We start from the raw sequence: 26,264 nt of genomic DNA, 5'->3' as shown, positions 1-26,264 counted from the left end.
AGGTGAGAGTAAATGAACAAAACACGGATTAGCCGCGTCGGTGAAGAAATCAAAAAAGAACTGAGCCTCGTTTTGCAGCGTGGATTGAAAGATCCTCGCGTCGGCTTTGTCACAGTAACGGATGTAGAAGTAAGCAGCGATCTTCAGCTTGCCAAAGTATTCGTCAGCATTTTTGGGTCTGAGGAAGAGCGCAAAGCCTCTCTGGCAGGACTGACAAAAGCAAAAGGCTACCTGCGTACCGAAATTGGCAAACGCGTGAAGCTGCGCCATATCCCTGATTTCGTCTTCAAGCTGGACGAGTCGATTGACTACGGTACCAAAATTGAGTCGATCCTGCGGGAAATCTCCACAGAAGGAGAGAAACAGGATGAATCGTAATCAAGCAACAGTAGAGGAAGCGGCCCGTTTTTTGCGGGAGCATAACCGCTTCCTGGTTCTTTCCCATATCAGTCCAGATGGCGATGCTACCGGCTCCGCACTGGGAGTCGTGCTCATGCTAGAGCAGCTGGGAAAAGAATACGTGGTGGTAAACGAAGGGGAAACGCCGCTCAAGTTCAACTTTTTGCCGCGTTTTGACCGCTTGCGGGACCTTCGCAAACAACCGCTTGCTGAAACATTTGAGGCCGTAATCGCCGTAGACTGTGCCGATGAGTCACGGATGGGCGATGTACGGTCTTTATTTGCTTCTGGAGCCGCTTTGTTGAATATTGATCATCATCCGACAAATGACGATTTCGGAACCGTCAATCTCGTTCGTCCGGAAGCGGCAGCTACGGCGGAGATTTTGTTCGATGTGGCAGAGCAGGCGGGGATTGCTTTTAACGAAGAACTCGCTCTGTGCATCTACACAGGGCTTTTGACGGACACAGGCGGTTTTCGCTATTCCAACACGACGCCGCGCGTCATGGAAATTGCCGCACGCTTGCTCAGCTATGGCGTGAAGCCGGGCGAGGTTGCGGAGCGCTGCCTGGAAGAGATCACTTTTGCCCATGTCAAAGTGTTGCGGCGTGCGCTGCAGACGCTGGAGCTGTCTCATGGAAGTCTCGTCGCTTCGATTGCCGTATCTGTCGGCGATTTTTCGGAAGCAAATGCCCAACGCGAGGATGCGGGTGGTCTGGTGAACTACTGCCGCAATATCGAGGGCGTCGAGGTAGGCGTTTCTTTTGTCGAGGCAGAGCCGGGAGTCGTCAAGGTGAGTATGCGCGCCCGCGATCGCGTCGACGTGTCTGCCATCGCCAAGCAGCTTGGCGGCGGAGGGCATGCCAAAGCATCCGGCTGCACGGTCAAGGGAACGATTGCAGAAGCGAAGCAAAAGGTATGGGACGTATTGGAACCAGCATTAGGAGTGAAACACGATGAGTAGCAACCATGGCGTGCTGGTAATCGACAAGCCGGCGGGTATGACCTCCCACGACTGCGTGGCGCGTATCCGTCGGCTGTATGGTACAAAAAAAGTCGGGCATACGGGAACACTCGATCCGGATGTGACCGGAGTGCTCCCGATATGTGTCGGGAACGCTACCCGGCTGGTGGAGTATTTGCAAGAACTGCCCAAGCGCTATTCGGTGGTCATGCGCCTCGGCTCCGCGACTACGACGGAGGACGCTTCGGGAGAGCTGCTGGAACAGGCGCAAGTAGACGCTGCGTCCATTACGCAGGAGCGCATCGAAAGCTTGTTTGCCTCCTTTTTGGGTGAAATCGAACAAGTGCCGCCGATGTTTTCAGCCGTCAAAGTAAACGGAAAGCGTCTTTACGACTTGGCGCGAGAAGGCACTGTGATTGAGAGACAGGCGCGCAAAGTTACGCTTTACGAGTTGACGCTTCACGAGATCAAGACAGACCAAGACTATGTCGACATCTCTTTCTCCTGCACGTGCTCGAAAGGTACATACATGCGCACCTTATGTGTTGACCTCGGACGCTCTCTGGGGTATCCTGCCCATATGAAGCTGCTTCGGCGAATCAAGAGCGGTCCGTTCATGGAAGGGGAGGCGATTCCTCTTCAGGAACTGGAGGAGCGGGCTGCCAATGGGGAGGATCTCTCCCGTTATCTTGTCTCCATCCCACAGGCGATTTCATTTTTGCCGTCTTATCAGGTCAAGCCGGAGCGAACCCGCGCGGTACGCAACGGACTGGCGACTGCACTGCCGGGTGTAACGGCCGAGGTTGGCAGCTTGATCTGCCTGTTTGCAGGGGAAGAGCTGCTTGGCATTCATCGCGTGTGCCGTGGGGACAAAGGTCTTTTCGCCAAAGCAGAAAAAGTCTTTCCAGCCGAGGTGTAAACCGTGAAAACGATCTCCCTGACCTATCCACTACCGAATGAATTGCAAGCGAAGCCGTGCGCAATTGCACTTGGCTACTTCGATGGTGTACATATTGGACATCGCCGAGTCATTCAAAAGGCGATTGATACAGCAAAAGCGAACGGATGGGAAAGTACCGTTCTGACTTTTGACCCTCATCCGCGCGAGGTTCTTGGGCAGAGCGGCTATACGAGCTACCTGACTCCTCTGTCGGACAAACTGGAACAATTCGAGAAGATGGGGGTAGACACGACGTATGTCATGAAGTTCGATATCGGGTTTGCTGCGGTTTACCCGGAGGACTTCATTACCGAGTGCATGCTCCCGCTCGCTTGCCAGCATGTTGTGGTCGGATTTGATTACACTTTTGGATACAGAGGAATGGGAACGGCCCACACGCTGCAGGAGATGAGCAAAGGCCGCTATGGCCTCGACATCATCAGCCCGGTTAACCGCTTGGGCGAAAAAGTGAGCAGCACGATCATTCGCGAGTATCTCCACCACGGCAACGTAGAGCAAGTGCGTCACCTGCTTGGCCGTCCGTACAAGGTTCGCGGCAAAGTCGTGCACGGCGACAAGCGCGGGCGCACAATCGGCTTCCCTACAGCAAACGTTCGGGTCAACGCTCCGTATTTGATCGGCAAAAACGGCGTGTACGGAGTGCGGTTTACAGTCGATGCGAAAAGCTACTACGGGGTCATGAATGTGGGAATCAAGCCTACGTTTGAACTGGAGAAAAAAGAAAAATCGCTAGAAGTACACATTTTCGAGTTCTCTGGTGAGATTTACGACAAAGAGGTAGAAGTAGAGTTCCTCTTCTATATCCGCGAAGAGCAAAAATTCGCTGGTGTGGAAGCTCTGATTGCGCAAATTGGCCGGGATGTAGACGCGGCGAAGCAAAAGTTTGCGAGCGGAGTCTCGTAAAACGAATCTCTTTGCTTTTTCAAAAATGGTATGCTATAATTCAAAACGTTGTACAGATAACCGCAGCTTGGCTGTCCGATGCTCACCGACGGCAGACTCGGCTAACGGGATATAAAAAAAGGAGGTGAGTCATGATGGCATTGTCTCAAGAGCGTAAAACTCAACTGATTCAAGAGTTCCGTACTCATGACAACGACACCGGTTCTCCGGAAGTTCAAATCGCTATCTTGACCGAAAACATTAACAACCTGAACGGACACTTGCGTACGCACAAAAAAGATCACCACAGCCGTCGTGGTCTGTTGAAAATGGTAGGTCAACGCCGTAACCTGTTGACATACTTGCGTGAAGCAGATGTTCAACGCTATCGTTCGGTTGTAGACCGTCTGGGTCTGCGCCGCTAGTCAGCGTTTTGCAAAAAGCGGGTTCTTCCCGCTTTTTCTATCGTGTAGGGGAGCTTGGCACATCTGTTGTCAGGCTCTCTGAAACGATACAAATAAAGTGATTCAAGCGTGATGAAAATGGCTTCAAAAGAAGCTTTTTTTATTATCCAAAATGACTGCCAAAGCTCACCATTTAATTTTCATGGTGGCAGGAAATAATACATACAGGTAGAAAACAAAGTGTAGATATGCACATTGTCGTGAAGGAGGACTGCTAGCATCATGGAGCAACAATACCGTACATACGATTTTGAACTGGCAGGCCGCAAGCTGACCCTGGAATTTGGCAAAATGGCCAAACAGGCTCACGGATCGGTTCTGGTTCGGTACGGCGATACGGCAATCCTGTCTGCAGTTACAGTCTCGAAAGAGCCAAAAGCTCTTGATTTTTTCCCGTTGACTGTTAACTATGAGGAACGTCTCTATGCAGTCGGAAAAATTCCCGGCGGCTTTATTAAAAGAGAAGGTCGTCCAAGCGAAAAAGCGATTTTGGCAAGCCGCTTGATTGACCGCCCAATTCGTCCCCTTTTCGCAGAAGGATTCCGTAACGACGTACAAATTGTCAATACTGTTCTGTCGGTTGATCAGGACTGCTCACCGGAAATCGCCGCTATGATCGGTACGTCTGCCGCTCTTTGCGTTTCCGAAATTCCGTTTGAAGGTCCGATTGCCGGTGTCATCGTTGGGCGCATTGACGGCGAGTTCATCATCAACCCGACTGTGGAGCAGGCAGAAAAAAGCGATATTCACCTCGTAGTCGCAGGTACACACAAAGCGATCAACATGGTCGAGGCTGCCGCAAATCAAGTGCCGGAGTCTGTCATGCTCGAAGCAATCATGACAGGTCACGAGGTTATCAAGAAGCTGGTTGAGTTCCAAAACCAGATCGTGGCAGAAATCGGCAAAGAAAAAATGGAAGTCATCCTGCATGAAGTCGATCCGGAAATCGATCAGGCTGTGCGCGCATTTGCAGAAGCACGTCTGAAAGAAGCGGTTCGGATTGAAGAAAAGCAGGCTCGTTACGACGCGATTGACGCGATCAAGGACGAGACGAAAGAGCATTTCGCTGCCAAAGATCCGGAAAACTATCCGGAGCAGGAAAAGATGATTGGCGAAGTGTTGGGCAACATCGTCAAAGACGAAGTTCGCCGCCTCATTACCGAAGAAAAAGTTCGTCCGGATGGACGGGCTCTTGGCGAAATTCGCCCGCTTTCCAGCGAGACAAGCATCTTGTCCCGTACGCACGGTTCCGCGATGTTCACCCGTGGTCAAACACAAGCTTTGAGCGTGTGCACGCTTGGGGCGCTGGGTGATGTGCAAATCCTGGACGGACTCGGTCTGGAAGAGTCGAAGCGATTCATGCACCACTACAACTTCCCGCCATACAGCGTAGGTGAAGCTCGTCCACTGCGTCCTCCAGGCCGTCGTGAAATCGGGCACGGAGCGTTGGGTGAGCGCGCGATTGAGCCGATCATTCCATCTGAACACGAGTTCCCGTACACGATCCGACTGGTTTCCGAAGTCATCGAGTCCAACGGTTCGACGTCGCAAGCTTCCATTTGCGCGAGCGTATTGGCTCTGATGGATGCAGGGGTGCCGATCAAAGCACCTGTAGCAGGTATCGCAATGGGCTTGATCATGAGCAAGGACGAACAGTCTTTCTCGATCTTGACAGACATCCAAGGCATGGAAGACCACCTGGGCGATATGGACTTCAAAGTGGCTGGCACCGAAGCGGGTGTAACCGCGATCCAGATGGATATCAAAATTTCCGGGATCAACCGCGAAATCTTGGAGCAAGCTTTGGAGCAAGCGCGTGAAGGTCGTTTGCACATCCTGAAGCATATGATGAGCACCATTTCCAAACCGCGTGAAGAGCTGTCTCCTTATGCGCCTAAGATATTGACTATGTCGATCAATCCGGAGAAAATCCGTGATGTCATCGGCCCACAAGGTCGCGTCATCAACAAGATTATCGAAGAAACCGGCGTAAAAATCGACATCGAGCAAGATGGACGAGTCTTCATCGCTTCGATCAATCACGAAGCGAATCTGCGTGCCAAACAAATCATCGAGGACCTGGTTCGCGAGGTCGCTGTCGGCCAGATTTATCTGGGAACCGTCAAGCGCGTAGAGAAGTACGGAGCGTTCATCGAGCTGTTTGCAGGCAAAGAAGGCTTGTGCCATATCTCCCAATTGGCAGAAGAACGCGTAGCCAAGACGGAAGACGTAGTTGCTGTTGGCGACAAGGTGCAAGTGAAGGTGACAGAGATTGACGATCAAGGTCGCATCAATCTGTCCCGCAAAGCTGTACTCAAAGAGCAAGCTGCGGCTCAGGCCGAAAATGCTCCGACCCAAGCAGAATAATCAACAAACAAAAGGCTTCGTCACTCGAAGAAATTCGTGTACGGAAGCTTTTTTCTTTTGGCCAAAAATGTCTAAGTCACTCGGTATGCTCATACATTGGACAAAGAGAGACTTGTACGTACATAAGGAGGGCTGGCTCCACGATGGCGGAAAGAAAGAGCAGGCTTTGGGTTACGGTCTTTGTCGCAGTCGGAATGATCATGCTGCTGCAATACCAGCCAATTCACGAATATATCAGCTTTGTGAAAAAGGAACAGACCGTAACGGCGGAAAAAATTTTGGATGAAAAAGAACGGTTGCGCGCCCAGGTGGAGAAGTGGAAAGCCGAGCGGGATGAAGCGCCGATCGACGCGGTCATTGATCCGACATGGAAAGCCATTCCCGGCTACAACGGGCGAATCGTCGATGTGGACGCTTCCGTCGAGAAAATGTTGGCAACGGGAGTAGCAGGACCGGAAATGTTGGTATATAAAGAAGTACCTCCCGCGATTTCACTTGACCAGCTTGGAGCACAGCCGATCTATCGCGGAAATCCGAAAAAGCCGACGATCTCCTTCATGATAAATGTGGCCTGGGGCAACGAATATTTGGACTCCATGCTGGATACGTTGGATAAGCATCAAGTGAAGACGACGTTTTTTCTGGATGGCTCGTGGGTCAAACGCTATCCGGAAGAGGCGAAAAAAATTGCAGCGCGCGGACACGAGATTGGCAACCATGCCTACTCGCACCCTGACATGAGCACCCTGGGCACGCAGCGCATCCATCAAGAGATCAGTCGGACACAGGAGATCATCACCAAGACGCTGGAGATCAAGCCCATCTTGTTCGCCCCTCCTTCGGGTGCATTCAACAAGCAGGTGGTTCAAATTGCCCACTCCTCGTACCAGATGAAGACGATTATGTGGACGGCGGATACGGTAGACTGGAAAAAGCCTTCTCCCAGCCTCGTGATTAAAAAGATCAGCGGTTTGATGAGCAACGGAACATTGGTGCTGATGCACCCGACAGCCGCGTCACAGGCGAGTCTCGACCAGTTGCTGACAATCGCCAAGAAAAAGGGGCTTCAGCCCGTCACCGTCTCGGAAGTTTTGTCCAGCCGCCGACTCCCGTGATGGGAAAACAAGCTCATTTATTGTGGAGACAAAAGAAGTTTGCTATAGTTAGACGTGTTTACAGCCATTTCCCGGAAGTTGCGGATAGAGAGATGATCAACCGAGGAGGATTTGCGTGATACAACGTCATACATGTGAAAACGGTCTTCGAATTGTGACGGAAAAAATTCCGTCCGTTCGCTCTGTTGCTTTGGGCATCTGGGTGGGGACCGGTTCGAAATATGAACAGGAGAAAAACAACGGGATTTCCCATTTTCTTGAGCATATGTTTTTTAAAGGTACAAGTACCCGGTCTGCGAAAGAAATCGCGGAGACTTTTGATGAGATCGGCGGAAACGTAAACGCATTCACATCGAAAGAGTACACCTGCTATTATGCGCGAGTGCTCGACCAGCACGCACCGATCGCGTTAGACGTGCTTTCCGATATGTATTTCCACTCTGTCTTCGACGCAGAGGAACTGGAAAAAGAAAAAAATGTCGTCATTGAAGAAATCAGCATGTACGAGGATACGCCTGACGATCTTGTGCACGATTTGATTGCCAGGGCTACTTACAGCAAACACCCGCTCGGCTACTCGATTTTGGGTACGGAAGACGTCCTGCGCAGTCTGAAACGCGACGATTTGCTGAGCTACATCGACGCCCACTACCTTCCGTCCAATACAGTGGTGACGGTAGCAGGGAACTTTGATGACAACCTCATTGAAGAGATCAAGAAGCGCTTCAGCGGCTTTTCGCGCCAAGGCAAGCTGGCGCCTCTGTCAGAACCCGAGTTTGCTGCGAATGTGATCGCCCACAACAAAGCGACTGAGCAGGCGCACTTGTGCCTGTCCCTGCCAGGGTTTAAAGTCGGTCACCCGGATGTGTACTCGCTCATTTTGCTGAACAACGTATTGGGAGGCAGCATGAGCTCGCGTCTCTTCCAGGAAATTCGCGAAGAGCGGGGATTGGCATACTCGGTCTATTCGTACCATTCTTCCTACAAGGAAGCGGGAACTTTCACTGTGTATACGGGCACAGCGCCTGAGCACGTGGGTCAAGTGTTCGATATCGTGACAAACGTCCTGCGCGATGTGGCTGACCGCGGCATCTCCGACAAAGAGCTGAACAAAGGAAAAGAGCAGCTGAAAGGCAGCCTGATGCTCAGCCTGGAAAGCACCAACAGCCGGATGAGCCGCCTTGGCAAAAACGAGCTGCTCCTGGAACGCCACCTCAATCTGGACGAGATCATCGCCAAAATCGACCGCGTCTCGCACGAATCTGTCCTGGCTGTCGCGCAGGAGCTGTTCCGCTCGAAGCTGGCGATGGCGATGGTAAGCCCGCTTGAGGGATACCCTGCCAACGTGAAAAACGACATTTTGCTATAGCTTTTCCCTTTGCGAAAAATCCGGCATAGCCCGGATTTTTTTGCGTATATCAACAGTAACGCAAACAAGGACAAAGGGGGGCTTGGCCAATGCGGCTTAGCGAACTGGGCGGCAAAGAAATCATCGGCTTGGACAACGGGGAAAAAATGGGGGTGATCAGCGACTCCGACCTCGTCATCCAGCCGGAAAACGGCGCGATTCAGTCGATCATTTTGCCAGGCAGCAGCTTTTTTGGCTTCGGCAAAAAACGCGAAGACCTGGTGATCCCGTGGAGCTCCATCGTGAAAATCGGTCCGGACATGGTCATCGTCTCGCTCGGACAAGAAGAGACACAGGCTTCGCAAAAGTAGGCTCTGCTGTCACCGAAGTAGCGCAAGCCGAATAGGATGGGGGTAGAGCGCACGGACTTCCGACAACTTTTTCAAAAGGAAAACCTTTGCGTTCCGATCATTTAATGCAGTAAAATGTGTGGAAAGGGGAACGCAGCATGCTAACGGGCATACATGTTGCCTTCATTGGCGGAGACGCTCGCCAGCTGGAAGTCATCAAGCGATGCATTCAGCTGGACGCCAGTGTCACGTTAGTTGGCTTCGACAACCTGGAAAGCAATTTTACAGGGGCAACGAAGAGACCATTAACATGCGATGTGTTGAAAGACGTGGACGCCCTCATCCTGCCCATCGTAGGAACCGATGACCAAGGCTTTGTGGAAAGCATTTTTTGCTCCAAACAAATGCAGCTTCTGGATCAACACGTGGAGAGCTTGCCTAAGCATTGTGTGGTATATACGGGAATGGCTAAACCTTACCTGAAAAAACTGTTGGCATCCAAGCAAGTTCCGCTTGTGGAACTGCTGGATCGAGATGACGTAGCCATATACAACTCCATCCCTACTGTGGAGGGAGCGCTGATGATGGCGATTCAAAATACGGATATCACGATTCATGGATCTTCGTCAATTGTTTTGGGATTGGGACGAACAGGTTTGTCTATGGCCCGGGCCCTGCATGCACTGGGAGCCCGTGTAAGAGTGGGGGCTAGGCGTCAGGAACACTTGGCACGCATCTATGAGATGGGATTGACTCCCTTCCCGATCAGTGAGCTAAAGCAACAAGTCACGAATGCTGATTTCATTTTTAATACCATCCCGCAGCTACTACTCACGGCAGAGGTAATCGCTCAAATGCCGCAGTCGGCGTTTATTCTCGATCTTGCCTCCAAACCGGGAGGGACAGATTTTCGATACGCCGAAAGAAGAGGCATTAAAGCGCTTCTCGCTCCCGGATTGCCTGGAATCGTTGCACCGAAAACCGCAGGGCAGATTTTGGCCCAGACTTTGTCTCGTCTCATTGCGGAGCAGAGGAAAACCAGGGGGGAGTCATCATCATGAGCAGTCTGCAGGGGAAGACCATTGGTTTCGGATTGTCTGGATCGCATTGCACGTTTGAAGAGACGATGCCGCAGATCAAGCGATTTGTGGATGCTGGAGCAAGAGTCATCCCGATTGTTTCGAATACAATCATGACGACGGATACGCGTTTTGGCACCTCGCAAAGCTGGCAGCAGCAAATCAAGGATTTGACAGGGGAGGAACTGATTTCAACGATTCCCCAGGCAGAACCTTTGGGCCCTTCAAAATTGTTGGACGTTATGTTGATTGCACCATGCACAGGCAGCTCGACCAGCCGCCTGGCAAACGCGATTACCGACAGCGCCGTCCTCATGGCGGCCAAAGCGACCATGCGCAATTTGCGACCGCTTGTCATCGCAATCTCCACGAACGATGGTTTGGGATTAAATGCTGCCAATATTGCCAAGCTGTTGGCGGCGAAGAATATCTATTTCGTGCCATTCGGGCAGGATGCTCCGGATAAAAAGCCAAACTCGCTCGTAGCCCGCATGGATCTGTTACTGGAAACATGCGAGGCAGCATTGGAAGGTAGGCAATTGCAACCCTTGCTCATCGAAAGGTTCAACTACTAAACAAAACGACAGAAAAAACAATTTACCTGCTTTTTTGCGATTAGGAGGAGAGTAAGAGATGGCTAACCAACTGACTTACAATGTAGCAGTAGTCGGTGCGACTGGCGCAGTCGGACAACAAATGATTCGCTTGCTGGAAGAGCGCAACTTCCCCATTAAACAGCTCAAGCTGCTTGCTTCTGGACGTTCTGCCGGCAAGACGGTCACGTTCAAGGGACAAGAAGTTGTCCTGGAAGAAGCAACTCCTGATAGCTTTGCGGGAATCGATTTTGCCTTGTTTAGCGCGGGTGGCTCCGTGAGCAAGGAACTGGCTCATCATGCAGTGCGCCACGGTGCTGTCGTCATTGACAATACCAGCGCGTTCCGGATGGACCCGGATGTTCCTCTGGTGGTGCCTGAAGTAAACATGGATGCCGCTCTCGCCCATAATGGAATCATTGCGAATCCGAACTGCTCCACCATTCAGATGGTAGCCGCTCTGAAACCCTTGTATGATCGTTTTGGAATAGACCGCATTATCGTTTCTACTTACCAGGCAGTTTCTGGCGCAGGCCAATCGGCAATCAATGAGTTGCACGAACAGAGCCGCGACGTGCTTGACGGCAAAGAGGCACAATGTCAGGTTCTGCCTGTTGGCAAGCTGCCTGTTCACCATCAAATTGCCTTTAACGCGATTCCGCAAATTGATGTGTTTACCGACAACGGTTTTACTTACGAAGAGATGAAAATGGTGAATGAAACCAAAAAAATCTTCGGTGATGACACGGTGCTGGTTTCTGCCACATGCGTACGCATTCCGGTCGTTTACGGACACAGTGAGTCGGTATACGTCGAATTGAAACAGGATTACGACCTGAACGAAGTAAAAGCACTCTTGGAAAACGCCCCTGGCGTAGTGGTGGTAGACGCGCCGCAAGAACAGCAGTATCCTCTGGCTACGGATGCTACTGGCAAGCTGGATATTTTTGTCGGCCGCTTGCGTCGTGATCTCCATCACCCTCGAGGACTGCATATGTGGATCGTATCTGACAACCTTCTCAAAGGTGCAGCATGGAATACAGTACAAATCGCTGAAGAACTCATCAAAGCAAGAGCATAGGGGAGAGGTTTGTGAAGATTCTCGTCCAGAAGTTCGGTGGTTCTTCCTTGACGACGGAAGATTGCCGGATGCGGGCAATCTACCATATAGAAAAGGCGATCGACGAAGGCTATGCCCTCGTCGTTGTCGTATCGGCCATGGGGCGCAAGGGTGACCCATATGCAACCGATACTCTTTTGCAGTTGGTTCGCTCCAATGGGAACCAACTGCCCCGTCGTGAAATGGATATGCTGATGCATACGGGGGAAATCATCTCCGCTACAGTCATGTGCAGCATGTTGAACGCGCGTGGAATCAAAGCGACGATTTTGACAGGCGGTCAGGCCAACATCGTGACCAGCGACGATTTTACCAACGCGCAAATTACGACCATTGACCCGAGCCGCATTTTGCAAGACTTGCAAGCGGGTCAAGTGGTGATCGTTCCCGGGTTTCAGGGAAGGACGGTCGATTGGGAAATTACGACGCTCGGCCGCGGCGGCAGCGACACGACAGCAACAGCGCTCGGCGTTGCCCTGCAAGCGGAAATGGTGGACATTTTTACCGATGTGGAAGGCATCATGACAGCGGACCCGCGGATCGTCGAAGAAGCGCAGCCGCTGGAAATGGTGACTTACACGGAAATTTGCAACATGGCTCACCTCGGAGCAAAAGTCATCCATCCACGAGCGGTAGAAATCGCGATGCAGGCCAACGTGCCGATTCGTGTCCGCTCTACGTTTTCGGACGACCCTGGTACACTTGTGACGACCATGCTGGAGATCGGCAAAAAAGGCTACTCGGTTCAGGACAGAGTCGTCATGGGGATCGCCCACGTGCCGAATATTACGCAGATCAAGGTAGCCAACAAGGAAGGGTACTACGATACACAGCTGCAAGTTTTCAAAACCATGGCAACCAATAATATCAGTGTCGATTTCATCAACGTGAATCCGTTAGGGGTTGCTTACACGGTTCACGATGAGATGGGAGCCAAAGCAGCCGAGCTGCTGACGGACATGGGATATGAGCCGCAGCTCTTGCCGCATTGCGCGAAAGTGTCGGTAATCGGGGCAGGAATGACGGGAGTGCCGGGCGTCATGGCACAAATCGTAGAGGCATTGACGCAGGAAGACATCCAGATTCTTCAGTCAGCTGACTCCCATACGACCATCTGGGTTTTGGTGCATGAGATGGATATGGTGCGGGCCGTACGCGCCTTGCATCAGCAGTTCAATCTCCATGCCCACCATATGTGAGCGATCTTATCTTCATTTTTGATGCCTACTGATCACAACAAGAGGAGTTGGAAAGCTAGTGGCACGTTTTGGTCGGCTTGTTACCGCGATGGTAACGCCTTTTAATGAACAATTACAGATCGATTTCGATAAAACGGAACGCCTGATCGATCACCTGATCGCAAACGGAACGACAGGGATCGTGCTGAGCGGCACAACTGGCGAATCGCCGACGCTCTCCCGTGCGGAGAAGCTGGAGCTGTTTCGCCACGCAGTCGCTTATGCAAAAGGGAAGTGCCATATTATCGCTGGAACAGGCAGCAATGACACCGCAGCGAGCATCGAGTTCACCGAGGCTGTTCAATCGATTGGCGTAGATGCCGTGATGGTCGTTGCTCCTTACTACAGCAAGCCGTCTCAGGAGGGCCTGTACGCTCATTTCAAAGCGCTGGCAGAGTCCACAGAGCTTCCGGTCATGCTGTACAACGTGCCGGGCCGTTCTGTCGTGAATATGACTGCGGAGACGACCTTGCGCTTGGCCCAGCTGCCCAATGTGGTCTGCATCAAAGAAGCATCCGGCAATTTGAGCCAAATGGCGCAAATTATCGAGCATGCTCCGGAAGGCTTTGAGCTGTACAGCGGTGATGACGGACTGACTTTGCCGATTTTGTCCATTGGCGGAGTGGGGATTGTCAGTGTAGCCAGTCACGTTGTCGGCCGGCAAATGACGGAGATGATGGACGCTTTTTTCCAGGGCAACCATGCGGAAGCGGCGAGCATTCATCGCAAGCTCGTGCCTGTGTTCGACGGACTGTTCGCTTATCCAAGTCCTGGGCCGACAAAAGTCGCTCTGGAAAAACTGGGAGTAGCCACTGGTGGAGTTCGTCTGCCATTGGTCGAGCTGAACGAACAGGAAAAAGCGTTTGTCCACTCCTTGTTCGCCTAAGAAGCCCAATAACAAGAAGACCAAGAGCCATTCCATAAACGGGATGGCTCTTTTTCCTTGTGTTCAGGTTTTCACTTCGGGTATAATGAAAACAAGTGATTTGGGGCGGTTTTTTTGAGTGGACATGACAACTAAATATAGGAGGTTACACGTTTGGCAAAGTCGAATCACTCTGTTCTCATTTTCGCCCTGGGCGGAGTCGGCGAAATTGGGAAGAATATGTACGTGGTACAAAGCGGGGACGACATCGTAGTGATTGATGCCGGATTGAAATTCCCGGAAGAGGAAATGCTGGGAATTGACATGGTGATTCCGGATATCACCTACTTGGAAGAGAACCGTGATAAAGTTCGGGGTATTATTATTACGCATGGACACGAAGACCACATCGGCGGCCTCAGCTACGTGCTGAAGCATTTGAAAGTCCCGGTTTATGCGACAAAACTTACCCTCGGTCTGATTGATGCAAAATTGAAAGAAGCGGGTATTCTAAACGAAACGAAACGAGTATTGATCAACAGTGATTCAGAGGTTGTCCTCGGGAAAATGAAAGCGACCTTTTTCCGGGTGAATCACAGTATCCCGGATTGCGTGGGAGTATGCCTGGACACACCGGAAGGCTACGTCGTCCACACCGGGGACTTCAAGTTCGATCAAACACCAATCAATAACCAGGCAGCCGACTTGGCCAAAATGGCGATGATTGGCGATCGTGGAGTGCTGTGCCTGTTGTCGGACAGTACCAATGCAGAACGTCCAGGATTTACCGGATCGGAGCGCTCTGTTGGCATCGCGATCAAGGATGTTTTCAGCAAGGCGACGGGACGCATCGTCGTTTCTACCTTCGCATCCAACGTTCACCGCATTCAGCAGGTCGTGGATGCAGCGGTGCAGTTCAACCGCAAGCTGACGGTTGTTGGCCGAAGCATGCAAAATGTCATGAATATCAGCAGAGAGCTGGGTTATTTGTTCGTTCCGGACGGCTTGATTGTCGAGAGCGACGAAATCAACAAGCTGCCTGCTGAGCAAGTCGTTATTTTATCTACTGGAAGCCAAGGAGAGCCAATGTCTGCGCTCACACGCATGGCCCGATCCGCCCATCGGAAAATTGACATCCTTCCAGGAGATACGGTCATCATCGCAGCGACCCCGATTCCGGGGAATGAAAAGTATGTTGCACGCACGATTGACCAGCTTTCGAGAATTGGCGCTGACGTCATTTATGGCGGCCATGGACCAAACGGAACCGTCCACGTCTCCGGTCATGGCAGCCAGGAAGAGTTGCGCCTGATGTTGAATTTAATGAAGCCTAAGTACTTTATTCCTGTTCACGGCGAATACCGGATGCTCAAAACGCACTCGCTCCTCGCTGAACAGGTTGGCATCCCGGAGGAGAACATCTTTTTGCTGGATAACGGCGACACGGTGGAAATCTCCGGTGGACGGGCGCGTTACGGCCCGAAAGTCCACGCGGGCAATGTCCTGATCGACGGCCTCGGTGTCGGCGATGTAGGAAACATCGTACTTAGAGATCGCAAATTACTGTCACAAGATGGCATACTGGTAGTTGTCGTTACACTCAGCAAACAAAATGGCACGATTCTTTCTGGTCCAGACATCATCTCTCGCGGTTTCGTCTATGTGCGTGAATCCGAGGAATTGCTGGATGAAGCGAATCGCATAGTGACCCAAACACTTGTCAAGTGCATGGAAGAAAACGTAAATGAATGGTCATCCCTCAAAAACAATGTAAAAGAATCGTTGGGACGTTACCTGTACGAACAAACTCGTCGCCGTCCGATGATCTTGCCGATTATCATGGAAGTGTAAGCAAGCAAAGAGTCAGGAATCCTCTGTAACCACAGGGGTTCCTGGCTTTTTTTGGCTTGCCCGGGCGCATGATTTTCCCACCTGCTATCCATACTACAGAGGAAAGGGAGGGAGTATCATCCATGTCGAAGCAACCATACAACCAATTTTTAAATAAGCCCCCATTTGCAAGCACAGCACTGAACAATAACAAAGGCCCAGCGCCACAAAGCTCACCTCCGGAAGAGCAGGAGCCTGCCGTTGCTCCGCCTGAAGCGCCTGCGCAGGAAGATCCGAAGAAAAAGCTCTTGGACTCCATCACCCAGCTGGGGCAAACGAATGTTCCGCAACTGGAAAGCAATATTTATTGTATGACCATTATCGGGCAAGTAGAAGGGCATATTCAGCTGCCTCCGCAAAACAAGACGACCAAGTACGAACACCTCATTCCGCAGCTCGTGGCAGCCGAGCAGAACAACAAAATCGAAGGCGTACTCGTCATTTTGAACACGGTCGGGGGAGACGTTGAAGCAGGGCTGGCGATCGCCGAGATGGTGTCGTCGATGTCCAAGCCGGTCGTGACGCTCGTTCTTGGCGGCGGCCACAGCATTGGCGTGCCGATTGCAGTTGCCGGCTCGTATTCTTTTATCGCGGAGACAGCCACGATGACGATTCATCCGATCCGCTTGACTGGCCTTGTGATCGGCGTGCCGCAAACGTTTGAATACCTGGACAAAATGCAGGATCGCGTCGTCAGCTTTATCGCACGCCACTCCAACATCTCCGAAGAAAAGTTTCGCGAGTTGATGACGCGCACAGGCGAGTTGACTCGTGACATCGGAACAAACGTCATCGGTGTCGATGCCGTCAAGTACGGCTTGATCGATGAGGTCGGAGGCTTGGGCAAGGCGTTGAAAAAGCTGAATGAGCTGATCGAGAAAGCACGCAGCGGGGAGGAGCGCGTTCTCCAATGATTTTGTACTCGATTATCCCGACGGAAACGGTATTTGCCAATATGGAGCAGGTCGAAAAGCAGGAGCTGGAAGAAATTACGAACGGTCACGCGACGATGCTGGTAGAGCGCACCGGACCGTATGAAGGAAGAATTGTCCGTTTGATCAGTCCAGACCCGCAAGATTATTTGAAACCGCACTATGCCCCTGGACAAAAAGTTCAATTTCGCCCCGAATGGCTCGTCTAAGAAGTCCTGTATTTCTATGAATTTCCTGTGTTATACTAATTGTGTACGAACAGCAGCCGAACAAAATACGGCTGCCTTTTTACCATTTTGTACATATCTGGAAAAAGCACAAGAAGGAGGCGTGCCATTGAGTAGAAGAAAAAAAGAGCGGTCGCAAGCGGCATTGGCCTCAGTTGTCAAAATAGAGCTGCTGGGACTGCTCATTATTGTGCTGTCCTTGATCGGACTGCTCGAAAGCGGGTGGCTGGGCAAAAACGTTCTGGCTTTTCTGTTCCGCTTTATTGCGGGCTCCTGGGATTTCTTGCTCCCGGTGCTGATGATTGTCATGGCTGTGTTCATGATGTTTACCCGCCAGGCACCGCGCTTGACGTATCGCGTGCTTGGTATCGTGCTGATCATGGTGGCGATTTTGACCTGGGACCACATGATTTTGTACAAGCAGATCACGGCAGACGGCAAGTTCGCGGAGCAGAGCATCATCCGCGTGACCTGGGACCGGGTCTGGCTGGATCACAGTCAAAAAGTATCCACAACCGGAGTAGGCGGAGGCATGGTAGGCGCTCTGTTCTTTGCCGTCACGAACGGTCTGGTCGGGACGATCGGGACGGGCTTGATGATCGTCTTTTTGTTCCTCGTCGGCCTCATGTTTCTGTTCAATCTGTCTTATGTGAACATTGTGATGTTTCTCCGCGACAAAATGGCGCTTTTTTACGGAAAAGCAAAGGAGACCGTCAAAGACTCCGTGCAGCTTTTGCAGGAAGAGAGCGAGCGCAGAAAACAAGCGACGAAGGAAGCCGACGAACAACGCAAGCAAAAGCTGGCAGAGACCGCCGATCAAGAGGCGACTCCGCTACCTGTTAGAGAGATCAGGACGGCGCACGATGAGCAGGCAAATGAACAGCTCGTCATCCCGGTGATTCGCGACTTTGCCGACCGGATTGCTCTGGGGGATGAAGAGACTGTAGAGCCAGCCGCAGCAGCACGTCCGGCGAAGACTGCCACAGCGCAAGCGACACAGGAAATTACGTTTGCCCTGGAGGGAGACGAAGAGATTTTCGGGACGCTGGAGACAGCAGAAGAACAGCCAGCCGCACCTTATGAGCTGCCGAGCTTGCAGATGCTCGCCAGACCGCGCCAAGCAGGTACAGCCAAAGACGTCGATCACACCTCGAATGCGGCCAAGCTTGTGCAGACGCTAAAAAGCTTCGGCGTCAGCGCGACGGTTTCCGAAGTGCACCGCGGGCCAGCAGTCACCCGGTACGAGGTTCAGCCTGCCACCGGGGTAAAAGTGAGCAGAATTGTCAGTTTGACAGACGATTTGGCCTTGGCTCTGGCTGCCAAAGACATTCGTATCGAAGCTCCGATTCCAGGGAAGTCGGCAATCGGGATTGAGGTACCGAACTCCGAGGTAGCGGTCGTATCGCTGAGAGAAGTGCTGGAAGCGCCGCAATACCAAGATGCGCCTGGCAAGCTCACCGTAGCTTTGGGCCGTGATATTTCTGGCGAGCCGATTGTCGCTGACCTGACGAAAATGCCGCACTTGCTTGTGGCCGGAGCCACGGGAAGCGGGAAGTCTGTCTGCATCAACGGACTGATCATGAGCATTTTGTTCAAGGCAAGACCGGACGAAGTCAAGCTGATGATGGTCGACCCGAAAATGGTCGAGCTGAACATTTACAACGGAATCCCGCATTTGCTGGCTCCGGTAGTGACCGACCCGAAACGGGCGTCTGTCGCCCTGAAAAAAGTGGTGGCCGAAATGGAGCGGCGCTACAACCTGTTTGCGAAAACGGGCAGCCGCAACATCGAAATGTACAACGCCCAGGTGCAAGGCACACCTTTGCCGTACATCGTCGTCATCGTCGACGAGCTTGCCGACCTGATGATGGTAGCTCCTGGTGAAGTGGAGGACGCCATCTGCCGCTTGGCACAGATGGCGCGTGCATCGGGGATTCACTTGATCATTGCCACACAGCGCCCGTCTGTCGATGTCATCACGGGTGTCATCAAGGCGAACATCCCTTCCCGCATTGCCTTCGGCGTGTCTTCCATGGCGGACTCCCGCACGATTTTGGATATGGGAGGAGCCGAGAAGCTGCTCGGCCGAGGAGATATGCTGTCGTTGCCGATGGGAGCATCCAAGCCGATTCGCGTTCAGGGCGCTTTTGTATCGGACAAAGAGGTGGAGGAAGTCGTCCGCTTTGTCAAAGAGCAGCAGGAAGTTCGCTACAACGAAGAAATGATTCCTGGCGAAGTGCAAGAGGAGCAGCAGGCTGTTGTGGATGACGAGCTGTACGATCAGGCTGTACAGATCGTGTCCGAAGCACAGACTGCTTCCGCATCGCTGTTGCAGCGCCGTTTGCGGGTCGGTTATACGAGAGCCGCACGGTTGATCGACATGATGGAAGCGCAAGGGATCGTAGGGCCGTATGAAGGCTCCAAACCGCGAGAGGTTCGCGTTCCGCGTCCTTCTATCGAATCCAATATATCCTAGGGATGGACTTTGCTGGAAAAACATAGCCAGCAAAGTCTTTTTTTCGCTGGCGAGAGGGATATTTTTTTTCGTTTCCACCCGTTGTTCAAAAAGATTTGACTTGCATGATACACGCCCCTCATGTAAAATTTTTAACAGATTGAGGGAAATTGTTGCTATCACGTCTCATGAGAATCAGAGGTCTGACGTCCTACCTGTTGGGATGGCTCGAAGGACAACAGGAGTGAATTGACGATGAGCATTAAAGGAAACGTTCGATCACTTTTCCTCTTGGTTATGGATAAAATCAAGAGCGATATTGAAAGCGGACAGCTGCGTGCTGGTGAACGCCTCCCGTCCGAAGCCGAACTATCCAAACAGTTAGGTGTAAGCAGGGCAACACTTCGCGAGGCGCTTCGTCTTCTGGAAGAAGAGAAAATTGTCATTCGTAGGCACGGAGTCGGTACTTTTATCAATTCAAAACCTGTTTTTTCAGGGGGAATTGGGGAACTCTTTAGTGTGACGGATGCAATTGAGCGTCAAGGGTACACGGCAGGAACGATGATCCTGAAGACATCCTTTGGCGAATCTGGGGAAGACGAGCGTAAGAGCTTGGCCTTGAATCCAGGCGAAGGCGTGCTGATGGTAGAACGCATTCGGACAGCTGACGGCGAACCTGTGGTCTATTGCATAGACCGTATTCCCGCGCGCTTGGTGCCAGAAGGCTATACGGCTGGCGGAGAGTCCATTTTCAAATGGCTGGAGAGCGCTACTGGGGTGCGGATCGCTTATGCGGTGGCTCACATTGTACCCATGGGCTACAATGAAAAGGTTTCCAATCTGCTGCATTGCGACAAATCCACACCGCTGCTCTTGCTCAAGCAGATTCATTACGACGAAAGTGAAAAGCCTGTTTTATACTCCCATAACTACTTCAGAGCTGACAAAATTCACTTTCACGTCGTGCGGAGACGGTTGTAACCGTGAGGGAAACCTCACTCAACAATTTTCATCAACTAAAAACAGGGGGTAATCTCAGATGAAGAAAGTTCTATCCGTGCTTTCTGTGGCAACACTCAGCCTGTCGCTGGTTCTTGCCGGATGCGGAAGCAAACCAGAAGCACAACCTCAAGGTCAAACTGGAGGCGCTGAAGGCGGTGCCAAAACAGCTGTCAAAATTGGTATGGTTACTGACGTTGGCGGCGTAAACGACAACTCCTTCAACCAAAGTGCTTGGGAAGGTCTGCAAAAATTCCAAGCCGACATGAATCTGCCGAAAGACAGCGTTAACTACCTGCAATCTACAAGTGATGCTGAGTATGTACCTAACCTGACTCAATTTGTAAAAGACAAATGGGATCTGACTTGGGGTATCGGTTTCCTGATGGGCGACCACCTGAAAAAAGTTGCTGACGAAAACAAAGATGCAAAACTGGCGATCATCGATGCTGAAGTAGACGCGCCAAACGTAGAATCCGTACTCTTCAAAGAGCACGAAGGTTCTTTCCTCGCTGGGGTAGTTGCAGCGAAAATGTCCAAAACGAAAACAGTTGGTTTCGTGGGCGGCGTTGAAATTCCAGTTATCAAACGCTTCGAAGTTGGTTTCGAAGCAGGTGTGAAAGCTGCTGATCCTAGCGTAAAAGTAATCAAAGTATACACAGGTGCATTTGACAAGCCTGACCTTGGCAAATCCACTGCTTCCCAAATGTACGGTCAAGGCGCTGACATCATCTTCCACGCTTCCGGCGGTACAGGTGATGGCGTATTTAACGAAGCAAAAGACCGCAAAGCTAAAGGCGAAAACGTTTGGGTAATCGGTGTAGACAAAGACCAATCCCTGACTTTCGGCGATGAGATCACTCTCACTTCCATGGTAAAACGCGTTGACGAAGCTGTATATCGTGTATCCAAAGACCTGTCCGAAGGTAAATTCGAGGGCGGCAAAATCAAATGGCTCGGTCTTGCTGAAGACGGTGTAGGCTTGGCTTCCACATCCACGAAGAACGTTCCAGAAGACGTACTGAAGCTGGTTGATGAGTACAAGCAAAAAATCGTTAAAGGCGAAATCCAAGTGCCAGACAAGTAAAACGATGAAGCGGCAAAGGGACAAGGCTGGTTCGAGGAACTGGCCTTGTTCTTTACCTTCACATTAACCCAAAAAAATGGGGTGAGCATGGTTGAGTTCGGTAAAAAAAGTAGTTGAGATGCGAGGGATTACCAAGCGGTTCCCAGGGATTGTGGCAAACGATAACATCACGCTTTCTGTCAAGCAAGGCGAAATTCATGCGCTTCTCGGCGAGAATGGCGCAGGCAAGTCGACGTTAATGAACATTTTGTTTGGCCTGTATCAACCGGATGAGGGCGAAATCCTCATCAACGAAAAAGCAGTGAAAATTACAAGTCCGAACGTTGCCAACGAACTTGGCATCGGGATGGTACACCAGCACTTTATGCTTGTGGAGACGTTTACGGTAACAGAAAACATTGTATTGGGAAACGAACCGAAAAACGGGTTGCAAATAGATATCCAGAGCGCGGAAAAAGCGGTGGAAAAGCTTTCGAATCAATACGGACTAAAGGTTGATCCTAGAGCAAAGATTCAGGATATCTCCGTAGGTATGCAACAACGCGTAGAGATCTTGAAAACGCTTTATCGCGGGGCCGACATCCTGATTTTCGACGAGCCGACTGCTGTTCTGACCCCTCAAGAAATTCATGAACTCATTGAAATCATGCATAACTTGGTCAAAGAGGGCAAGACCATTATTTTGATTACCCACAAGCTGAAAGAGATTATGGCGGTATGTAATGCCTGCACCATCATCCGACGCGGAAAAGTGATTGACTCTGTATTGATTAAGGATACCAATCCGGATGAGCTTGCTGCGAAAATGGTCGGACGTGAAGTCAGCTTCCACGTGGACAAGATAGCAGCAAAACCGAAGGAAACGATCCTTGCTGTCGAAAACGTGACAGCGATGGGCAACCGGGGTGTCAACGCACTGAACAATCTCAGCCTCGAAGTTCGCGCAGGCGAAATTCTCGGGATTGCAGGCGTAGACGGCAACGGACAGAGCGAACTGATTGAAGTATTGACCGGGTTGCGCAAAGCGACCAGCGGCCGTGTCCTTCTCAATGGTAAAGAAATCACCAACGAATCTCCGCGCAGCATTTCCGAATCGGGCTTGTCCCACATTCCGGAAGACCGTCACAAGCGCGGATTGGTTCTCGATTTCACCATGAGCGAGAATATGGTATTGGAAACGTATTTCCATCCAACGTTTAACAAAAACGGTTTTCTCGATTATGGCGCGATTGACAAGCATGCGGCCAAACTTATCGAAGAATTTGACGTGCGCACGCCTTCGATCTACACGCCAGCGCGCGCTTTGTCCGGTGGTAACCAGCAGAAGGCGATTATTGCCCGCGAAGTGGACAAGAACCCTGATCTGTTGATTGCGGCGCAGCCTACTCGCGGTTTGGACGTCGGGGCGATCGAGTTCATCCATCGACGTCTGATTGAACAGCGCGACAACGGAAAAGCGGTTCTCCTGCTCTCGCTTGAGTTGGATGAAATCATTAACGTATCCGACCGGATTGCCGTTATTTACGAAGGCAGCATTGTAGGAATCGTCGATGCCAAAGCGACAAGTGAACAAGAGCTGGGCTTGATGATGTCCGGTGGAAAACGAATGCCTGGAGGAGGAAACGATGAATAAAGTGATAGCCGTCTTTACAAAAGAATCGTTCCTCGTCCCTGTAGTGGCAATCATTCTCGGCTTGTTGACGGGTGCGATTGCGATGCTGGCAGGGGGCTTCAACCCGATTCAGGCTTACATGGCCCTGATTGAAAAAGTATTCGGAAGCGCGTACAACTTCGGGGAAACGATTCGCCAAATTACGCCGCTGATTTTTACGGGTCTTGCAGTGGCGTTTGCCTTTCGGACAGGCCTTTTCAACATCGGGGCTGAGGGGCAGTTCATCGTAGGGATGATCGCTGCTACAAGCGTTGGGGTTTCTTTTGACCTGCCTGCCTACATCCACGCTCCGCTCGCTGTTATTGCGGGTGCGGTAGCAGGTGGCTTGTGGGGTTCCATTGCCGGTTACTTGAAAGCCGCTCGCGGCGTGAACGAAGTAATCACGAGCATCATGTTGAACTGGGTTGCTCTGTATTTGGCTAACTGGGTGATGAATGCTTTCTTCATTCCAACTGGCCAACAACGTTCGGAAATGATCAAGGAATCATCGATGATCACGATCACATGGCTTTCGCAAATGTTTGACAGTGCCCGTCTGCACTGGGGAACACTGATTGCTGTCCTTGCCGCTATTTTCTTCTACGTCATTCTTTGGAAAACAAAGTCGGGCTATGAATTGCGCGCAGTAGGTCTGAATCCGCACGCATCCGAATACGCCGGGATGAACGTCAACCGCAATGTCGTAAAAGCGATGTTCATTGGTGGAATGTTTGCGGGAATCGGTGGAGCTTGCGAGATTTTGGGAGTCTTCCATTATCAAGCGATCATGACGGCGCAGCCTGGCTATGGTTTTGATGGAATTGCGGTTGCCCTGATCGGCGGAAATACGCCATTGGGTGTCGTGCTTGCCGCGATTTTGTTCGGTATCCTCACGTTTGGGGCGGCTGGAATGAAATTCGGCGCGGGCGTTCCTGTTGAGTTGATCCGTGTCGTAATCGCCTCCGTTATTTTCTTCGTGGCGGCACACGGCATCGTGAAGATTTTTGTTAAACCAATCTTGCAGAAGAAAAAGGAAGGTGGGCACTGATGGATTGGGGATTAATTATTAGCAACCTCGTTCATGATACCATCGTGTTTTCCACTGCCTTGATTTTTGCCTCTTTGGGCGGGCTCTACTCGGAGCGCTCTGGTGTCGTGAATATTGCCCTGGAAGGCATGATGATCATCGGTGCTTTTACAGGTGCCGTGCTGACCTACGCGTTTCAGGATTCGCTGGGGCCTTTGGCTCCTTGGATTGGCTTTATCTTGGCCGGGGTTGCCGGAGCGATTTTCGCGCTTCCGCATGCGGTGGCTTCTGTCACCTTTAAAGCGGATCAAACGGTCAGCGGCGTGGCCCTGAACTTTTTGGCGGCGGGCTTGTCTGTCTACTTGACGAAAATTATTTTCAACGGCGCAGGCCAGACAACGACCTTGTCGAGCGTCTTTACAAAATGGAGCATTCCGGTTCTCCATGACATTCCGTATTTGGGACATGCCATCTTTGAGGCGTACCCAACCAGCTTCCTTGCGTTTATTGCCGTGTTCTTTACCTGGTATTTGATCTTCAAGACGCCATTCGGTCTGCGTCTGCGCGCAGTTGGTGAGCATCCACGCGCTGCTGATACAGTGGGGATCAACGTGAAAAAAATGCGTTACACAGCTGTCATGATCAGTGGCGCGCTGGCTGCATTGGGCGGTGCGACGATCTCTTTGACCACGACGAGCAACTTTTCCCATAATACCGTATCGGGACAAGGGTTTATCGCCATTGCGGCGCTGATTTTCGGAAAATGGCATCCGGCTGGAGCCATGGGAGCAGCTTTGTTCTTCGGGGTTGCCCAGGCGATCAAGTCTTTGGTGCAGATTTTCGGTTTGACCAAGTACATTCCGACTGAATTTATTTTCATGCTTCCGTACGTGCTGACCATCTTGGTCATGGCCGGTCTGGTTGGACGCTCCAGCGCTCCAGCTGCCTTGGGCAAGCCGTACGATACAGGCTCTCGTTAAGTAAAAGTTGACATAATTTGCGTCTGGAACCGGTTCCATCCCCTGTGCGATAATTTTTGATGTGAGATTGCACGGGGAGGGAATAGAATGAACCGCTGGCTACAAAAGCACAGCCGTTTACGTTCTGCCGGGATTCTGGGCGCATTTTTTGTTTGTCTTTGTTTCGTGGCAATCGGTACAGCGCAAGCAACAGAGCCAGGTCCGGTGATATCGATTGTGGTGGACGGACGGGGAGTGGACTCGGATGTGCTGCCGCTGAAGCAGAACGGACGGATGCTGGTGCCGATTCGCGTGATCGGGGAAGCGACTGGCGCGCAGGTTACATATGATGCCACCAACCGAAGAGTAGCGTTTAATCAAAAAGGCGAACACGTGTCTTTGGATATAAACAGTCGACTCGCCTATGTGAACGGGAAGCGCGTCACGCTGGAGACGGCGCCGATCATTGTCAACAAGCGGACGCTGGTGCCGCTCCGGTTTGTCAGCGAGGCGCTCGGCTATCAGGTCGAATGGGATGCACTCGCTTCCGTGGCCCATGTGCAAACAAAGCCTGTCGAAGATCGCGCCGCAAGCGTACTGGAAGCGGGGAATCCGTACGTGGTTCAGCAAAAGGATACGCTGGGAGCGATTGCGCTTCGGCACGGGACGACGATGAGTGCGATCAAGCAAAACAACTACTTGTCAGGCGATCAGTTGATAGTAGGGCAAATTTTGTTTTTGCCGCACGCTGCGAAAAAAGCGGAGCACCCGCTGTCGAGCAAAGTGGGAGATCAGCGTCTGCTAGGAAAAGGCTATTCGTTTCCTTTTGACGATGCGAGCTGGTACGAGCCTTACGGCGACAGCTTCGGATCGGATCGAGAATGGACGGAAAGCAATAGCGGAAGTGTCCGCAGGCACGAAGGCATCGATATCATGGCCCCGAAAGGAACGCCTGTCTACTCGGTTTCCGATGGGACGATTAATCGGGTGGGCTGGAACACTTACGGTGGCTGGCGAGTCAATATTACGGATAAAAATGGGCAGTTTCGCATGTATTACGCTCACTTGAGCGCCTACGCACCGGGATTGCGAATCGGCGGCGAGGTCAAGGCAGGACAGTTGATCGGCTTTGTCGGGGATACGGGCTACGGAGGAACGGGCACCGTGGGGATGTTCGCTCCGCATCTGCACTTTGGGCTGTATCGCAACGACAACGGACGGGCTGTCGATCCGTATGACTATTTGCGTTTCTGGGAGCAAAAGAAAGTAGTAAGCTTGTTTGCTTAATGGGA

24 protein-coding genes are annotated in these 26,264 nt (G+C 51.6%); all 24 read left to right on the top strand.

Annotated features, from left to right (window positions below; translation table 11 throughout):
* Positions 1-12 precede the first annotated feature (12 nt).
* The 24 genes from rbfA (at position 13) to HP435_RS16550 (ending at position 26,259) form a co-directional block, all read left to right on the top strand.
* Positions 13-378, top strand: coding sequence for a 30S ribosome-binding factor RbfA (gene rbfA, locus HP435_RS16665; RefSeq protein WP_063227592.1), 366 nt, complete (start codon positions 13-15; stop codon positions 376-378).
* Positions 368-1,363 carry a DHH family phosphoesterase gene (locus tag HP435_RS16660; protein ID WP_173596496.1) on the top strand — a complete coding sequence of 332 codons (996 nt, stop codon included), beginning with the start codon at positions 368-370 and terminating at the stop codon, positions 1,361-1,363. The genes rbfA and HP435_RS16660 overlap by 11 nt, the downstream gene beginning before the upstream one ends.
* On the top strand, positions 1,356-2,282 hold the full coding sequence (gene truB / locus HP435_RS16655; protein WP_122965231.1) for a tRNA pseudouridine(55) synthase TruB: 927 nt from the start codon (positions 1,356-1,358) through the stop codon (positions 2,280-2,282). The genes HP435_RS16660 and truB overlap by 8 nt, the downstream gene beginning before the upstream one ends.
* Before the next feature lie 3 nt (positions 2,283-2,285).
* Positions 2,286-3,227 carry a bifunctional riboflavin kinase/FAD synthetase gene (locus tag HP435_RS16650; RefSeq protein ID WP_063227589.1) on the top strand — a complete coding sequence of 314 codons (942 nt, stop codon included), beginning with the start codon at positions 2,286-2,288 and terminating at the stop codon, positions 3,225-3,227.
* A 134-nt stretch (positions 3,228-3,361) separates the two neighbouring features.
* On the top strand, positions 3,362-3,631 hold the full coding sequence (gene rpsO, locus HP435_RS16645; RefSeq protein WP_063227708.1) for a 30S ribosomal protein S15: 270 nt from the start codon (positions 3,362-3,364) through the stop codon (positions 3,629-3,631).
* Positions 3,632-3,892: 261 nt separating this feature from the next.
* Positions 3,893-6,037 carry a polyribonucleotide nucleotidyltransferase gene (pnp, locus tag HP435_RS16640; protein ID WP_122965232.1) on the top strand — a complete coding sequence of 715 codons (2,145 nt, stop codon included), beginning with the start codon at positions 3,893-3,895 and terminating at the stop codon, positions 6,035-6,037.
* A gap of 143 nt (positions 6,038-6,180) precedes the next feature.
* Positions 6,181-7,152: a polysaccharide deacetylase family protein gene (locus HP435_RS16635; RefSeq protein WP_173598870.1), complete on the top strand. Its 972-nt coding sequence runs from the start codon at positions 6,181-6,183 to the stop codon at positions 7,150-7,152.
* 115 nt (positions 7,153-7,267) lie between these two features.
* A complete protein-coding gene (locus HP435_RS16630) occupies positions 7,268-8,521 on the top strand; it encodes a M16 family metallopeptidase (protein WP_122965234.1) in 1,254 nt (417 codons plus the stop codon).
* Positions 8,522-8,610: 89 nt separating this feature from the next.
* Positions 8,611-8,871 (top strand): YlmC/YmxH family sporulation protein, encoded by a 261-nt coding sequence (locus HP435_RS16625; RefSeq protein WP_122965235.1) that lies wholly within the window; start codon positions 8,611-8,613, stop codon positions 8,869-8,871.
* Positions 8,872-9,008: 137 nt separating this feature from the next.
* On the top strand, positions 9,009-9,911 hold the full coding sequence (dpsA, locus tag HP435_RS16620) for a dipicolinate synthase subunit DpsA (RefSeq protein ID WP_122965236.1): 903 nt from the start codon (positions 9,009-9,011) through the stop codon (positions 9,909-9,911).
* On the top strand, positions 9,908-10,504 hold the full coding sequence (locus HP435_RS16615; protein WP_063227583.1) for a dipicolinate synthase subunit B: 597 nt from the start codon (positions 9,908-9,910) through the stop codon (positions 10,502-10,504). Before dpsA ends, HP435_RS16615 begins: the two co-directional genes overlap by 4 nt.
* Positions 10,505-10,562: 58 nt before the next feature.
* Positions 10,563-11,603 (top strand): aspartate-semialdehyde dehydrogenase, encoded by a 1,041-nt coding sequence (locus HP435_RS16610; protein ID WP_063227582.1) that lies wholly within the window; start codon positions 10,563-10,565, stop codon positions 11,601-11,603.
* Positions 11,604-11,614: 11 nt separating this feature from the next.
* Positions 11,615-12,841, top strand: a complete 1,227-nt coding sequence (gene dapG, locus HP435_RS16605) for an aspartate kinase (RefSeq protein WP_122965237.1) — start codon at positions 11,615-11,617, stop codon at positions 12,839-12,841.
* Between the two features lie 58 nt (positions 12,842-12,899).
* On the top strand, positions 12,900-13,766 hold the full coding sequence (gene dapA, locus HP435_RS16600; protein ID WP_122965238.1) for a 4-hydroxy-tetrahydrodipicolinate synthase: 867 nt from the start codon (positions 12,900-12,902) through the stop codon (positions 13,764-13,766).
* Positions 13,767-13,919: 153 nt separating this feature from the next.
* Positions 13,920-15,596 (top strand): ribonuclease J, encoded by a 1,677-nt coding sequence (locus tag HP435_RS16595; protein WP_122965239.1) that lies wholly within the window; start codon positions 13,920-13,922, stop codon positions 15,594-15,596.
* A gap of 122 nt (positions 15,597-15,718) precedes the next feature.
* The gene (locus tag HP435_RS16590) at positions 15,719-16,549 is read left to right on the top strand and encodes a ClpP family protease (RefSeq protein ID WP_122965240.1); all 831 of its coding nucleotides are present in this window, start codon (positions 15,719-15,721) and stop codon (positions 16,547-16,549) included.
* Positions 16,546-16,776, top strand: a complete 231-nt coding sequence (locus tag HP435_RS16585) for a YlzJ-like family protein (RefSeq protein ID WP_063227577.1) — start codon at positions 16,546-16,548, stop codon at positions 16,774-16,776. Before HP435_RS16590 ends, HP435_RS16585 begins: the two co-directional genes overlap by 4 nt.
* Before the next feature lie 121 nt (positions 16,777-16,897).
* Positions 16,898-19,270, top strand: a complete 2,373-nt coding sequence (locus HP435_RS16580) for an FtsK/SpoIIIE family DNA translocase (protein ID WP_173598869.1) — start codon at positions 16,898-16,900, stop codon at positions 19,268-19,270.
* 234 nt (positions 19,271-19,504) lie between these two features.
* The gene (locus tag HP435_RS16575) at positions 19,505-20,230 is read left to right on the top strand and encodes a GntR family transcriptional regulator (RefSeq protein ID WP_173596501.1); all 726 of its coding nucleotides are present in this window, start codon (positions 19,505-19,507) and stop codon (positions 20,228-20,230) included.
* A gap of 58 nt (positions 20,231-20,288) precedes the next feature.
* Positions 20,289-21,335 (top strand): BMP family lipoprotein, encoded by a 1,047-nt coding sequence (locus tag HP435_RS16570; protein ID WP_122965243.1) that lies wholly within the window; start codon positions 20,289-20,291, stop codon positions 21,333-21,335.
* 118 nt (positions 21,336-21,453) lie between these two features.
* Positions 21,454-22,968 (top strand): ABC transporter ATP-binding protein, encoded by a 1,515-nt coding sequence (locus HP435_RS16565; protein ID WP_173596609.1) that lies wholly within the window; start codon positions 21,454-21,456, stop codon positions 22,966-22,968.
* Complete coding sequence (locus tag HP435_RS16560) at positions 22,961-24,034, top strand: ABC transporter permease (protein WP_173596502.1); 1,074 nt, start codon at positions 22,961-22,963, stop codon at positions 24,032-24,034. Before HP435_RS16565 ends, HP435_RS16560 begins: the two co-directional genes overlap by 8 nt.
* Entirely contained in the window at positions 24,034-24,993 is a 960-nt protein-coding gene (locus HP435_RS16555) for an ABC transporter permease (RefSeq protein ID WP_122965246.1), read from the top strand. Before HP435_RS16560 ends, HP435_RS16555 begins: the two co-directional genes overlap by 1 nt.
* Before the next feature lie 87 nt (positions 24,994-25,080).
* Complete coding sequence (locus tag HP435_RS16550) at positions 25,081-26,259, top strand: stalk domain-containing protein (RefSeq protein ID WP_173598868.1); 1,179 nt, start codon at positions 25,081-25,083, stop codon at positions 26,257-26,259.
* Positions 26,260-26,264: the final 5 nt, after the last annotated feature.

Origin of the sequence: Brevibacillus sp. HD3.3A, from assembly GCF_013284375.2 — a bacterium.
GTDB classification, from domain to species: domain Bacteria; phylum Bacillota; class Bacilli; order Brevibacillales; family Brevibacillaceae; genus Brevibacillus; species Brevibacillus parabrevis.
This window is presented reverse-complemented; position numbering and strand designations above follow the sequence as displayed.

What these genes read in the sequence shown, in the direction of transcription:
- HP435_RS16610 (WP_063227582.1), top strand. Translation starts at nt 10,563, where the DNA reads ATGGCTAACCAACTGACTTACAATGTAGCAGTAGTCGGTGCGACTGGC.
- HP435_RS16560 (WP_173596502.1), top strand. Translation starts at nt 22,961, where the DNA reads ATGAATAAAGTGATAGCCGTCTTTACAAAAGAATCGTTCCTCGTCCCT.
- rpsO (WP_063227708.1), top strand. Translation starts at nt 3,362, where the DNA reads ATGGCATTGTCTCAAGAGCGTAAAACTCAACTGATTCAAGAGTTCCGT.
- truB (WP_122965231.1), top strand. Translation starts at nt 1,356, where the DNA reads ATGAGTAGCAACCATGGCGTGCTGGTAATCGACAAGCCGGCGGGTATG.
- HP435_RS16625 (WP_122965235.1), top strand. Translation starts at nt 8,611, where the DNA reads ATGCGGCTTAGCGAACTGGGCGGCAAAGAAATCATCGGCTTGGACAAC.
- HP435_RS16635 (WP_173598870.1), top strand. Translation starts at nt 6,181, where the DNA reads ATGGCGGAAAGAAAGAGCAGGCTTTGGGTTACGGTCTTTGTCGCAGTC.
- HP435_RS16585 (WP_063227577.1), top strand. Translation starts at nt 16,546, where the DNA reads ATGATTTTGTACTCGATTATCCCGACGGAAACGGTATTTGCCAATATG.
- dpsA (WP_122965236.1), top strand. Translation starts at nt 9,009, where the DNA reads ATGCTAACGGGCATACATGTTGCCTTCATTGGCGGAGACGCTCGCCAG.
- HP435_RS16615 (WP_063227583.1), top strand. Translation starts at nt 9,908, where the DNA reads ATGAGCAGTCTGCAGGGGAAGACCATTGGTTTCGGATTGTCTGGATCG.
- HP435_RS16590 (WP_122965240.1), top strand. Translation starts at nt 15,719, where the DNA reads ATGTCGAAGCAACCATACAACCAATTTTTAAATAAGCCCCCATTTGCA.
- HP435_RS16660 (WP_173596496.1), top strand. Translation starts at nt 368, where the DNA reads ATGAATCGTAATCAAGCAACAGTAGAGGAAGCGGCCCGTTTTTTGCGG.
- HP435_RS16565 (WP_173596609.1), top strand. Translation starts at nt 21,454, where the DNA reads ATGCGAGGGATTACCAAGCGGTTCCCAGGGATTGTGGCAAACGATAAC.
- rbfA (WP_063227592.1), top strand. Translation starts at nt 13, where the DNA reads ATGAACAAAACACGGATTAGCCGCGTCGGTGAAGAAATCAAAAAAGAA.
- pnp (WP_122965232.1), top strand. Translation starts at nt 3,893, where the DNA reads ATGGAGCAACAATACCGTACATACGATTTTGAACTGGCAGGCCGCAAG.
- HP435_RS16550 (WP_173598868.1), top strand. Translation starts at nt 25,081, where the DNA reads ATGAACCGCTGGCTACAAAAGCACAGCCGTTTACGTTCTGCCGGGATT.
- HP435_RS16575 (WP_173596501.1), top strand. Translation starts at nt 19,505, where the DNA reads ATGAGCATTAAAGGAAACGTTCGATCACTTTTCCTCTTGGTTATGGAT.
- HP435_RS16555 (WP_122965246.1), top strand. Translation starts at nt 24,034, where the DNA reads ATGGATTGGGGATTAATTATTAGCAACCTCGTTCATGATACCATCGTG.
- HP435_RS16570 (WP_122965243.1), top strand. Translation starts at nt 20,289, where the DNA reads ATGAAGAAAGTTCTATCCGTGCTTTCTGTGGCAACACTCAGCCTGTCG.